This window comes from Streptomyces sp. NPDC087420 (genome assembly GCF_044744165.1).
In the GTDB taxonomy this organism is placed as follows: Bacteria; Actinomycetota; Actinomycetes; order Streptomycetales; family Streptomycetaceae; genus Streptomyces.
This window is the reverse complement of record NZ_JBIUXU010000009.1, coordinates 238,135-250,645: the sequence shown is the minus strand read 5'-3', so window position 1 is coordinate 250,645 and position 12,511 is coordinate 238,135. Positions and strand designations below refer to the sequence as shown.

10 protein-coding genes are annotated in these 12,511 nt (G+C 71.0%); 1 reads left to right on the top strand and 9 read right to left on the bottom strand.

What is annotated here, in order from left to right; genetic code table 11:
* Window positions 1–17 precede the first annotated feature (17 nt).
* A complete protein-coding gene (locus ACIO1C_RS20655; RefSeq protein ID WP_401865583.1) occupies window positions 18–305 on the top strand; it encodes a hypothetical protein in 288 nt (95 codons plus the stop codon).
* A gap of 23 nt (window positions 306–328) precedes the next feature.
* On the opposite strand, the gene ACIO1C_RS20650 is transcribed toward ACIO1C_RS20655, so the two are convergent.
* From ACIO1C_RS20650 to ACIO1C_RS20610, 9 genes are all read right to left on the bottom strand, one after another.
* A complete protein-coding gene (locus ACIO1C_RS20650) occupies window positions 329–1,093 on the bottom strand; it encodes a LuxR C-terminal-related transcriptional regulator (protein WP_401865581.1) in 765 nt (254 codons plus the stop codon).
* Between the two features lie 219 nt (window positions 1,094–1,312).
* The gene (locus ACIO1C_RS20645; protein ID WP_401865579.1) at window positions 1,313–3,064 is read right to left on the bottom strand and encodes a PQQ-binding-like beta-propeller repeat protein; all 1,752 of its coding nucleotides are present in this window, start codon (window positions 3,062–3,064) and stop codon (window positions 1,313–1,315) included.
* Between the two features lie 112 nt (window positions 3,065–3,176).
* Window positions 3,177–5,063, bottom strand: coding sequence for a PQQ-binding-like beta-propeller repeat protein (locus ACIO1C_RS20640; RefSeq protein WP_401865577.1), 1,887 nt, complete (start codon window positions 5,061–5,063; stop codon window positions 3,177–3,179).
* Between the two features lie 262 nt (window positions 5,064–5,325).
* Complete coding sequence (locus tag ACIO1C_RS20635; RefSeq protein ID WP_401865575.1) at window positions 5,326–7,152, bottom strand: ABC-F family ATP-binding cassette domain-containing protein; 1,827 nt, start codon at window positions 7,150–7,152, stop codon at window positions 5,326–5,328.
* Window positions 7,153–7,329: 177 nt separating this feature from the next.
* Window positions 7,330–8,238, bottom strand: a complete 909-nt coding sequence (locus ACIO1C_RS20630) for a 4-(cytidine 5'-diphospho)-2-C-methyl-D-erythritol kinase (RefSeq protein ID WP_401865573.1) — start codon at window positions 8,236–8,238, stop codon at window positions 7,330–7,332.
* Window positions 8,235–9,185 (bottom strand): 16S rRNA (adenine(1518)-N(6)/adenine(1519)-N(6))-dimethyltransferase RsmA, encoded by a 951-nt coding sequence (gene rsmA / locus ACIO1C_RS20625; protein ID WP_401865571.1) that lies wholly within the window; start codon window positions 9,183–9,185, stop codon window positions 8,235–8,237. The genes ACIO1C_RS20630 and rsmA overlap by 4 nt, the downstream gene beginning before the upstream one ends.
* Window positions 9,186–9,269: 84 nt before the next feature.
* Window positions 9,270–10,769 carry a ubiquitin-like domain-containing protein gene (locus ACIO1C_RS20620; protein WP_401865569.1) on the bottom strand — a complete coding sequence of 500 codons (1,500 nt, stop codon included), beginning with the start codon at window positions 10,767–10,769 and terminating at the stop codon, window positions 9,270–9,272.
* Between the two features lie 231 nt (window positions 10,770–11,000).
* Entirely contained in the window at window positions 11,001–11,879 is an 879-nt protein-coding gene (locus tag ACIO1C_RS20615; protein WP_401865567.1) for a TatD family hydrolase, read from the bottom strand.
* 97 nt (window positions 11,880–11,976) lie between these two features.
* Window positions 11,977–12,423, bottom strand: coding sequence for a hypothetical protein (locus ACIO1C_RS20610; protein ID WP_401865565.1), 447 nt, complete (start codon window positions 12,421–12,423; stop codon window positions 11,977–11,979).
* Window positions 12,424–12,511 lie beyond the last annotated feature (88 nt).

Genomic DNA, 12,511 nt, shown 5'->3' with positions numbered 1-12,511 from the left:
ACAAGGAACACAACAACATGAGCGACTACCGGAACGATGTCGAGGAACTGGAGACCAAGTCCGCCACCGCGGCACGGCTCTTCGACGTACGACGCATCATCGGCGGACTCTTCGTGGTCTACGGGATCATCGTGACGATCGCCGGGATCACCGCGTCCGACGCCGACCTGAAGAAGGCACAGGGCATCAACATCAACCTGTGGACGGGCATAGGCATGCTGGCGCTCGGCCTCTTCTTCCTGATCTGGCTCAAACTGCGCCCGACCGCGCCGGCGGAGGAGTCAGGGCCGCCGCCCGCGGAGTGAGGTCCCCGTGGCCGGGCCGGACCTCACGCGCGATCGTCGAAGCGCTCGTCGCCGAAACGTTCGTCGCGGAGGTCCGGCCCGGTGACGGGGCCCCCGGTGAGGGGCCCCCCGGTGACGGGCCCGTTCACCACCGCCCGGTCCAGCAGCCCCGTACGCGCCGCCAGCGCCGCCGCCTCCAGCCGTGAGCCCACCCCGAGCTTCATCAGCACCCGCTGCACATGGGTCCTGGCCGTACTGGGCGCGATGTTCATGCCCGCCGCGATCAGCCGGGTGTCCTCGCCCTCGGCGACCCGTACCAGCACCTCGACCTCGCGCGGCGTGAGCATCCGCAGCAGCCGCTGGCCCTCGTCGTCGGGCTGCGCCGCCGGGTTCAGCAGCTCCGTGAACGCGCCCTGGAGCAGCATCGGCGCCACCGCCGCCTCGCCCGCGCGTGCCTTGACCATGGCGCGCTCGACGCCTTCGATCCGCTCGTCGTGGCGCACGTAACCGGACGCCCCGGCGGCGAACGCGGCGGCGATGCCGCGGGGGCTGGGAACCGGCCCCAGCACCACCACGGCCACCTGCGGCCGCTCGCGCTTGATCCGTACGATCGGGTCGAAGACCCCGGGCTCCGCCGGCGTCGCCGTACCCATCAGGCACACTTCCGGCGCCCTGCTCACCACCAGCTCGGCGACCCCCGCGGTGGGGGCGGCCGCCGCGAGCACCCGGTGCCCGCGCAGTTTCAGGGCCGAGGCGAGCGCCTCGGCGAGCAGTCGGTGATCATCGACCACCATGAGCCGCACGCCCATCGAGCCAACCCCCATCGCGCTGGAGCCTGGTCCCCCCGGGCTCCTGACCCGGCAAGCTACACGCTTGTTCGAGATCGCGCGCCCCCTACCGGCCAGAAGCCCCCCGGATTGCGGAATTCCCCGCCATTCAGGACGAGTGGGGGCAGGTCGTGTCCCGAAGTGACGCTATTCCGTCATGAACGACGACAGGCCCTAGCCCGTCATGAACGACGACACGCCCTAGCCCGTCGTGAACGACACCGCGAGGTACGACGTCAGGTTCAGCGTCGAGGGCTTGCTCAGCATCGCGTCCGCGAGGAAGAGCCGGCCCCCGGCGAAGTGCATCTCCGAGTACCCCTTGGTGAAGCTGGTCTCCGCCTCCCGTACCGCCTTGTCGGACGGATTCTCCATCAGGACGGTCTGCTTGAAGGTGGACCCGTCGATGGAGACGATCTGGCCGCCCTTGTCGTACGGGGGCCACTTGTACGCGATCAGGTTGCCGCCGTCCATGCGCAGCGGCGTGATCGTGTAGCGGTCGCCCGCGTCCGCGCGGTCGCTGGTCGTCTTACCCGTGGCGAGGTCGAAGGAGACGATCTCGTTGGTCTGCCCGTAGTCCCCGGAGCCGTCGTGCTCCTCGGTGGGCAGGTACAGGCGGTCGTTGCCGACGACGACGTCCCGGCAGGACTCGACCTCGGTGGTCGCGCAGTCCGCCGCGTACGTGTCGGCGTCGGCCGGGATCTTGGCCCGCAGCGCGCCCGTCTTCTCGTCGAGGGAGAAGAAGTCCGAGATGCCGCTGCCGTCGCCCGCGGTGTCACCGACGTCGGCGGCGACGACGAGCGGCTTCGTGGAGATGACGCTCGCGTACGCGACACCGGGCGGCATCTTGTACGAGGAGAGCGGGGCGCCCGTCACCGGGTTCAGGGTGTCGATGCTGACCTGGGGGTCCTCGTACGTACCGCACTTGCGGGCCACGACGAGCCCGGCGCCGCCGCCGTACCCCATGTCGGCGCAGTTCTCCGCGCTCGCCTGGGGCTTCCAGCGGAGGGCGCCGGTGGCGAGGTCGAGCGCGGCGCCGCCGTCCGTACCGCCGAGCGCCACCGTACCGGCGCCGATGGTGATCTCCTCGAACTTGAGCTTGGCGTCTCCCGCGTTGGGGCCTGTGACGCTCTTGCGCCACACCAGCTTGCCCGCCGCGAGGTCGATCGCGCCGATCTCCGTGCACGGCTGGTAGTCCGTCTTGTCGGTCCGCTCGGCGGCCTCGAAGGCGATGGCGGTGAGGTTGCCCTTGACGTGGTCCGTGGCGGCGCAGAGCTGGCCGGGGAGGGGGATGCTCCACAGCTGGGTGCCCTTGGCGGGGTCGTACCCGACGATCTCGTTGACGCCGGTCTTCACGAAGGCGGTGTCGGTGAGCCAGGAGCCGGAGACGTTCGTGATGTCGGTGACCTTGGGTGTCGCCAGCTTGAAGGCCATCGTGGACTTGACGTCGGCGGGGGCCTTCTCCTTGCCGCCGCCTCCGATGCCGTTGTCGGTGTCCTCGCCGTCCTTCTGGCCGTCCTTCTGGCCGTCCTTGCCGTCCTTGCCGCCGTCGGCTCCGGACGTGGTGTTCTTGGCGTCGTCCTTCGGGCTGTCGCCGCCGGAGTTGGCGACGTAGATCCCGCCGGCGACGATCAGGACGACCGCGACGGTCGCGGCGATGATGATCTGCGCCTGGGTGGAGAGCTTCTTGCGGCCCTGTGGGGGTGGGGGGTACGGGGACTGCGGTTGCGGCTGGGGCTGCGGCTGGGTCGGATAGCCGTACGGAGGCTGCTGGGCGGGGTAGCCGTATCCGGGCTGCTGGCCCTGCGGCGGGTAGCCGTACTGCGGGTTCTGTGGCGGGTAGCCGTACTGCGGGGGCGGCGTCGGGGCGCCGAAGCCGCCGGGCGGCGGGTCCTGCGGGGCGCCGAACCCTCCCTGCGGGGGCTCGTTGGGCGGCGGGGGCGGCGGCTGTGTCATGGCGTACGTACCTCGGAGGAAGGCTCGGAAGGCTCGGAAGGCTCGGAAGACGGGGAGAAGAGAGGAGCGTGGGGAGCGGCGGGAGCGGGGCTCAAGACGTCGACGGCCGCGGTCAGTTGCCGAAGGCCATCATCGTCTTCTCCTTCAGCTCCGCCGCGTCGTTGCTCGCGCTGACGCGGCCACCCACGACGTAGAAACGCCCGCCCGCCCAGGCCAGGGTCGGCTGGTAGAACGAGTCCTCGATCTCGGCCGTGGATGCGGGATGCCGCTGAACCACCGTCGGCACACCGCCGGTCGGGGCGATGGTCGCGACCGCGCCCGCCTTGTCGTACGTCGGCTCCACGTACACCACCACCTTGCCGCCCTCCATCCGCAGCGGCGTGATCATGCGGTCGCCGGGCGCCTTCGAACGCCACGTGGGCTTACCGGTGTTGAGGTCGAAGGCGACGACCTCGTTCGTACGGGACGTACTGCCCTTCGCGGGCGCCGTCGCCATGTAGAAGGTCTTCGCGTCGGCGGCGAGGCCGGTGCAGCCCTCCAGGTTCCGTCCGAAGATGACAAACCCGCCGCCGCAGTTGGGCGCGAACGAGTCCTTGCCGCCGGCGAGCGAGGAGCGGAGCGTGCCGTTGGCGTTGAGCGCCAGGACGTTCCAGGACGAGTCCTTGTCCTTCTCGCGCGTGGAGATCACCAGCGGGTCGACCGAGTAGACCTTGTCGACCTCCCAGTTCTTGGCCAGCTTGTACGTCCACTTGGCCTTGCCGGTGACGGGGTCCAGCTCCTCCAGCTGATGGTGCGAGGTCTCGAAGTCGCCCGTCGGGCAGCTCTCGGCCGCGATCAGCTTGGGGCCGCCGGCGAAGGCGAACGGCTTGCAGGTGCCGGTCGACTTCTCGAACAGCTGCTTGCCGTCGGTCATCCGGTAGGCCTGGGCGCCCGCGGTCCTGGCGGCGGTGACGGTGCCGCCGCTGATCGTCAGGTTCACGTCGCTCAGGATGTCGAAGAGACCGATCTCCTTGATCTCCTGCTTCCAGCCGCCCTTGCCGGTGGCGAGGTCGACGACCTGGAGCTGGTTGCAGTCGCTCTTGTCGCTGGTGCCGTTCATGTACCCGATGACGATCTTGCCGTCGGCCGAGGGCGCGGTCGGCGCGGCGCACAGCTCGGCGGGCAGGTCGAGCGTCCACTTCTTCTTGCCGTCGGTGGCCGAATACCCCACGACCTGCCTGTACATGGCCTTGACGACGGTGTCGCCGGCGAACCACGGGCCGTAGACGTCGGCGCCGTCGCGCGGCAGGTCCACGTCGTTGGTCTGGAGGAAGAGCACCTTGGACTCGCCGTCCTCGCGCCCGGCGTTGAGGTCGTCGTCGTTCTCGCGCCCGCCGCCGGTGCCGTCGCCCTGGTCGACGTCCGCCGACGAACTGCCCGTCGGCCTGGGGTCCTGGCTCGTGTCGGCGACCGGCTTCTTGCCGTCGTCGTCGCCGCTGAGGACGGCGTACGTACCGCCGCCGACGACCAGGAGCGCTGCGGCGGCCGCCGCGATGACGAGGGCGGGCTTGCCCTTGAAGGGGTTCCGCCCGCCGCCGCCGGGGGGCGGGGTGGGGGCGCCGGGGAACTGCTGGGGAGGGTAGCCGTAGGGGCCGGGCTGTTGGGCGTACGGGCCGGGCTGCTGACCGTACGGCCCCGGCTGCTGGCCGTAGGGGCCGGGCTGTTGCGCGTACGGGCCCGGCTGCTGGCCGGGGGCCTGGGGGTAGCCGTAACCGGGCTGGCCGGGGGGCGCCTGCGGGTAGCCGTACACGGGCGGACCGGCGGGCGGCTGACCGTACGGGCCGGGCTGACCGGGCTGACCGGGCTGACCGTAACCGGGCTGTCCCGGGGGCGGCGTGGGCGGCGCGGCCGGCATCTGCGGCGGCTGCGAAGGCGGTTGCGACGCCTGCGGAGACGGCTCCTGCGACGGCTCCTGCGACGGCTCCTGCGATGGCGGCTGCTGCCCGGGTGGCTGAGTCATCAGCACGTTCCCCCTGTGTCCCCTGTATACGGCCCACTGCCCGACCGGTCTCCCCCGCTGTTCCGATGGCTGGTCCCTCGGAACGGAGCGGTTCGGGTATGGATTCCGCATCGTCACTTCAGTCGAGCGGGGCTTCTTTGTATCACTCGGACGCGCGTACGGAAGGGGCCGGTCCTCCCCTGTTCCCAAGGGAGAACCGGCCCGTGACGCGGCCGTTATGCCTCAACACACGGTCTGCACGCGTCCTCTGTACAGGTCATCCTCACGCGTCTTCGGCAAGCTCCAGCCACCGCATCTCCAACTCGTCGCGCTCGCCGATCAGTTGACGAAGCTCGGCGTCCAGCTTCGCCACCTTTCCGAAATCGGTGGAGTGGTCGGCGATCTGCTGGTGCAGCAGGGTCTCCCGGTCGGACATCTTGGTGAGTTGGCGCTCGATCTTCTGGAGTTCCTTCTTCGCCGCGCGGTCGTCCTTGGCCGACGCGGGCGCGGCGGCGGCCGGCGCGCCGCCGGGGGTGGGCAGGGTGGCGGCGGGAGCGGCCGGGGCGCCCGACTCCGCGAGCTTCTTGCGCCGCTCCAGGTACTCGTCGATCCCGCGCGGCAGCATCCGCAGCGTCCGGTCGCCGAGCAGCGCCATCACCTTGTCGGTGACCCGCTCGATGAAGAACCGGTCGTGGGAGATGACCACCATCGAGCCGGGCCAGCTGTCGAGCACGTCCTCCAGCTGGTTGAGCGTCTCGATGTCGAGGTCGTTGGTGGGCTCGTCGAGGAAGAGGACGTTCGGCTCGTCCATCAGCAGCCGCAGCAGCTGGAGCCGGCGCCGCTCGCCACCGGACAGGTCCCCCACCGGAGTCCACTGCTTCTCCTTGGTGAACCCGAACTGCTCGCACAACTGACCGGCCGTCATCTCCCGTCCCCCGCCGAGGTCCACGCGGTCCCGAACCTGCTGCACGGCCTCCAACACCCGGAGTGTCGGCTTGAGTTCGGCGACCTCCTGGGAGAGGTAGGCGAGCTTGACGGTCCTGCCGACGGTCACCTTCCCCGCGGCGGGCTGGACGTCGCCGCGGGTACGGGACGCCTCGGCGAGCGCGCGTAGCAGCGAGGTCTTGCCGGCGCCGTTGACCCCGACGAGCCCGATCCGGTCGCCGGGTCCGAGCTGCCAGGTCAAGTGACTGAGCAGCACCTTCGGCCCGGCCTGGACGGTCACGTCCTCCAGGTCGAAGACGGTCTTGCCGAGCCGGGCGTTGGCGAACTTCATCAGCGACGACGTGTCGCGCGGCGGCGGCACGTCGGCGATCAGCTCGTTGGCCGCCTCGATCCGGAAGCGCGGCTTGGACGTACGGGCGGGGGCGCCGCGCCGCAGCCAGGCCAGCTCCTTGCGGACCAGGTTCTTCCGCTTGACCTCTTCGGTGGCGGCGATGCGCTCGCGCTCGGCGCGGGCGAAGACGTAGTCCGAGTAACCGCCCTCGTACTCGTGCACGGCCCCGCGCTGCACGTCCCACATCTTCGTGCAGACCTGGTCGAGGAACCACCGGTCGTGCGTGACGCAGACGAGCGCGGACCGCCGCGCCTGGAGGTGCTTCGCCAGCCAGGCGATGCCCTCGACGTCGAGGTGGTTGGTGGGCTCGTCGAGCACGATCAGGTCCGGCTCGCCGATGAGCAGCTTGGCGAGCGCGATCCGCCGCCGCTCCCCACCGGAGAGCGGCGCGATGACGGTGTCGAGCCCCTGCGGGAACCCGGGCAGGTCCAGCCCGCCGAAGAGCCCGGTCAGCACGTCCCGGATCTTGGCGTTCCCGGCCCACTCGTGATCGGCGAGATCCCCGATGACCTCGTGCCGGACGGTGGCGTCGGGATCGAGCGAGTCATGCTGCGTGAGCACCCCGAGCCGCAGCCCGCCACTGTGCGTGACCCGCCCGGAGTCGGTCTCCTCCAACTTGGACAGCAACCGGATCAGGGTGGTCTTCCCGTCCCCGTTGCGCCCCACGACCCCGACCCGGTCCCCCTCGGAAACGCCGAGCGAGACACCGTCGAGCAGCGCACGGGTGCCGTACACCTTGGTGACTGCTTCGACATTGACCAGATTGACGGCCATTTCACTCCTGTACGGGGGGACGGATCGACGTCCCAGCGTAGTCGCCACGACCCGCCGGTCCGCGCGCAGCGTTCGATCGCTCTCACGCACCGGGCGGATCGGCCGCCCCGTACCGGAAAATCCCTCTTCTCGCGGTGGGCGCTCCGCCCCCGGTCGCGCCCGGTTGCGCCTGGCCGGTCAGGCGCCCGTCCGGCGGACGACCGTCGCGCCCCCGGCCGGGGACGGGGCCGGGCGGGCCGTGCGGCAGGTGCCTGAGGTGTGGAGGGTGGTGGCTACCTGGGTGGCTGATTCCTCGTCCTTGGTCAGGAAGGCCGTCGTGGGGCCCGAGCCGGAGACCAGGGCCGCCAGGGCGCCCGCCGTCATGCCTGTCGTGAGGGTGGCCGCCAGGGACGGGCGCAGGGAGAGGGCCGCGGGCTGGAGGTCGTTGGAGAGGGTGCCTGCCAGGGCGACCGCGTCGCCCGTGCGGAGTGCTTCCAGGAGGGCCGGGTCGGGGCTGGGGGGCGGGATGTCCGTGCCGGACGTGAGGCGGTCGAACTCCTGGAACACCTTGGGCGTCGAGAGCCCGCCGTCCGCCACCGCGAACACCCAGTGGAAGGCCCCGCCCACCGCGAGCGGGGTGAGCTGTTCGCCCCGGCCTACGCCCAGGGCCGCGCCGCCCAGCAGGCTGAACGGTACGTCGCTGCCCAATTCCGCGCAGATGGAGAGGAGTTCGGATTGGGGGGAATTGAGGGACCACAGGGTGTCGCAGGCCAGTAGTGCGCCCGCGCCGTCCGCGCTGCCGCCCGCCATGCCGCCCGCGACCGGGATGTCCTTGGCGATGTGGATGTGGACCCGGGGGTCGATGCCGTGCCGGGCTGCCAGTGTCATGGCCGCGCGCGCCGCGAGGTTGGTGGTGTCCAGGGGGACCTGGTCCGCGTCGGGGCCCGTACAGGTGATGCGCAGTTCGTCGGCCGGGGTGACCGTGATCTCGTCGTAGAGGCCCACGGCGAGGAAGACGTTCGCCAGGTCGTGGAAGCCGTCGGGGCGTGCGGCGCCCACGGCCAGCTGGACGTTGACCTTGGCCGGTACTCGTACGGTGACGCTCACGCGCCGGTCTCCTTCGGGGGCGAGGACAGGGGCGGGGTGGTTGGTTGGGCGTCCGTCGGCGGCTCGGGGAGTGGTGTGGGTTTTGACTCCGCGATCCTCGCGAACTCCTCCACCGTCAGCCCCTCCCCCCGCGCCTGCGGCGACACCCCCGCCGCCACCAGGGCCGCCTCCGCCGCCGGTGCCGAGCCCGCCCAGCCCGCGAGGGCCGCGCGCAGGGTCTTGCGGCGCTGTGCGAACGCCGCGTCCACGACCGCGAAGACCTCCGTCCTGGAGGCCGAGGTCGCCACCGGTTCCGCCCTCCGTACCAGCGAGACCAGCCCGGAGTCCACGTTGGGCGCCGGCCAGAAGACCGTACGGCCGATGGATCCGGCCCGTTTCACGTCCGCGTACCAGTTGGCCTTCACCGACGGCACTCCGTACACCTTGTTGCCGGGTCCCGCCGCCAGCCGGTCCGCGACCTCCGCCTGGACCATCACGAGCGTCCGCTCGATGGTCGGGAAGTGCTCCAGCATGTGCAGCAGGACGGGCACGGCCACGTTGTACGGAAGGTTCGCGACCAGCGCGGTCGGCGGCGGGCCCGGCAGTTCCGTGACCCGCATCGCGTCGGAGTGCACCAGCGAGAAGCGCTCGGCGCGGGCCGGCATCCGCGCCTCGACCGTCGCGGGCAGCGCCCCGGCCAGCACGTCGTCGATCTCGACGGCGACCACCCGGTCCGCCGCCTCCAGGAGCGCCAGGGTCAGCGAGCCGAGCCCGGGGCCGACCTCCACGACGACGTCGTCCGGGCGCACCCCGGCGGTGCGGACGATCCTGCGGACGGTGTTGGCGTCGATCACGAAGTTCTGCCCGCGCTGCTTCGTCGGGCGTACGCCCAGCGCCGCGGCCAGTTCACGGATGTCCGCGGGGCCCAGCAGGGCGTTGGTGTCGGGCGGTGGCTCAGTGGTACTCACCGGGTAAGCCTACGGTCAACCGGCGCCGGCCCTGTCGTCCCTGTGGTCCCTGTCGCCCCTCCACCCGTCAGCCCGCCACCCCCGTCACCCCGTGAGCCTCCGGCCGCAGTGCGGCCACGGGCTCGCGCCCCGCTGCACGTACAGCTTCTTCGCGCGGAACGTCTGCTCCGACGCCGGGGCGTCCTGCGGGCGCCCGCTGCCGCCCAGCGACTGCCAGGTCCCCGTGTCGAACTGGTAGAGCCCGCCGTAGTTCCCCGACGCGTCGACCGCCCCCGGACGGCCGCCCGACTCACAGGCGGCGAGTCCGCTCCAGTTCAGGCCGTCCGCGCCCGCGACGGACGCCGGCATCTCCTTCGTACCGACCCTGACCCGCTGGGTGACCGGCTCGCGGACGATCTCGTCGTGGAGCCTGCGGGGCTTCTGCCGTACGCCGTTGACGGTCCGCAGTTCGTACGTGACCCGGCGCGCGCCCTGGCGTCCCTGGCGGTCCACGACTTCCGTGCCCTTGAAGAGCGAGGCGTCCCGGGTGGTCACGGCGCGGTACGGGATCGGCTCCTCCCGGACCTCCTCGCGGCCGGTGATGCGCAGGACCGTGACCGTCTGGCCGTCGCGCGGGAAACTGTCCCGCGCGACGGAGGTGGCGTCCTGGCCGCGCAGCGTGATGCCGGCCTGGGCGAGAGCCTCGCCGACGGTCGCCGCGTTGGTACGGATCGTGCGCTCACGGCCGTCGGCCATGAAGGTCACGGCGCGTTCGGTCCGTACGTCGAGGGCCAGCCCGTGCCGGGCGATCGGGGACGAGCGCGAGACGGACAGGAACGCGCCCTCCGCCCGTACGCCCAGCTGGCGCAGGGCTCCGTCGACCGTGCGGGCCGTCGTCCAGACCTGGCGGCGGTGGCCGTCGAGGGTGAGCAGGAGGGGGCGGCCGTAGCGGACGACGACCTCGTCGCCGCTGGCCAGCTCGGCGCCGGGCGCGGGGGCGATGATGTCGTGCGCGCCGACCGTGACGCCCTCGTCGGCCAGTAGCTCCGCGACGTTGTCGGCGAAGGTGTGCATGGTGCGCGGGACGCCGTCGACGCTGAGTTCGACGGCCTTGTCGTTGGCGACGAAGGCGGAGGTACCGCCGGCGAGGAAGGCGACGACGAGGGCTTGGGGGACGAGGCGGCGGAGGTTTCCGGCGGGGAGGGGGTTCCTGGCCGGGAGGGGATTCCTGGCCAGGAGGGAGTTCCCGGCCGGGAGGGAGTTCTCCGCCGGGAGGGGGTCGGGGGCCGCTTGGGTGTGTTCGTCGTGCGGGAGGCGCGGGGGCGGCGGCGCGGGGCGTCTGCGGCGGTGGGAGGAGTGGCGGGCGGGCGCGGGGACGGGGGCGTACGCGTCGGGGCCGGCGGAGGGTGCGCTGTACGGATCGTTCGAGGCGTACGTGTCATGCGTGTCGTACGTCTCGTGCGGGGCCTGCGCCTCGTACCCGTCCTGCTCCTCGTACCCGCCGCCGTACGGCACAGGCACCTGTCCCCCGTACGGCAGCACCTGCCCGACCCGTCTCAGTGCCCGCGTCTCCACCAGCTCGTCCGGCTCGGCTGCCGTTTCCACGGCCCGGGCACCGCGGTGCCCGCCGCGTGCGGCCCGGTGACTGCCTTGCGCATTGCTCACGACGCTCCAGAGGATCCGGTCGGCCCCGCCGCGATCGACGGTGCGGCCGGGACACTAGCGGAGCTTCGGTCACTCTCCAAAGCGACTCGACCACTCAGCGTGGTGCCGCTACCCTGCGCGCCACGTCACCACAGGGTCACCACAGGGTCACCACAGGGTCGCGAGAGGGCCTCAGGACGGCCCGTAACCGAACGCCTGCGCCGTATTGCGCGCGATGGCCTCCGCCAGCGCGTCCTCACCGATCCCACGCACCTCAGCCATCGCGCGCAAAGTGACCGGAATCAGATACGGCGCATTCGGCCGGCCCCGGTAGGGCGCCGGTGTGAGAAAGGGCGCATCCGTCTCGACAAGTACCCGTTCCAATGGCGCTACTGTGAGCGCGTCACGCAACGGCTGAGCGTTTTTGAATGTCACATTGCCTGCGAAAGACATAAAGTAACCGGCCGCCGAACAAATTTCGGCCATTTCCGCGTCACCCGAATAACAATGGAAGACCGTACGCTCCGGCGCACCTTCTTCGGCCAGGATGCGCAGCACGTCCGCGTGCGCCTCGCGGTCGTGGATGACCAGCGCCTTGCCGTGCCGTTTGGCCATCTCGATGTGGGCGCGGAACGACCGCTCCTGCGCGGCGACGCCGTCCGGGCCTGTCCGGAAATAGTCGAGACCGGTCTCGCCGACGGCCCGTACGTGGGGCAGCCCGGCCAGCCGGTCGATCTCGGTCAGCGCCTCGTCCAGCGCCGCGTCACCGCGGCCGGGGCGTGCGCCCTGGCGCGACCACCCGTCGGGGTCGCCGAGCACGATCCGTGGGGCTTCGTTGGGGTGCAGGGCCACCGCCGCGTGGACGTTCTCGTACGCGGCCGCCGTCTCGGCGGCCCACCGGGATCCCTTGAGGTCGCACCCCACCTGGACCACAGTCGCCACACCGACCGAGGCGGCCTTCTTCAGGGCGTCCTCGACCGTGCTGTCCTGCATGTCCAGGTGGGTGTGCGAATCCGCGACCGGCACCCGGAGGGGCTCGGGCAACGGTGGCGCGGCCTGTTTCGAACTCATGGGCGCGATCCTACGAGAGGACCGCGCCCACGGGTTCACGTGCGGTGATCACCCGGGTCCCGGGGTCACTCGGCCACGGTGGTTCACCTGCGATGGCTCACCTGCGGTGATGGAACGGGTGCAGCAGGTCCGACAGGTGCCAGTGGTGGACGGGCCTCCCCGTGCCCCCGTCCCCCGGCTCCGACCCGTCGTCCTGCGCGGGTATCTGCGCGTTCTTGTCCGCCTTCGACGCCTTCCCGGCCCTGCCGTTCCTGGCCGCCTTGGTCGTCCTCGCGGGCTCGTAGTGCTGCATCGCCAGTGCCCTCACCGACGACACCTGCCCGGACCTCATGATCCGGACGACGTGTCCCCCGCAGTTGCTGCACGACGGGCTGGAGAGCGGGGAAGGAACCCGCACTCCGCCGGCCTTGTATACGACGAAATTGTGGCCCGTACCGTCGACGTGGTGCTCTATGTCATAGGCCTGTTCCCACCCATGACCACAGCGCATGCAACAGAACGCATATGCCTCGTGAGCGACGGCAGCGCCCGTAATCTCAGTCATGCCAGCTCCTCTCCACTTCTCCAGTGGACGCCTATTACGGCGGGAGCGCACCAGGCCCTGTCGATTAATGGAGCGGTCTTGGCCTACT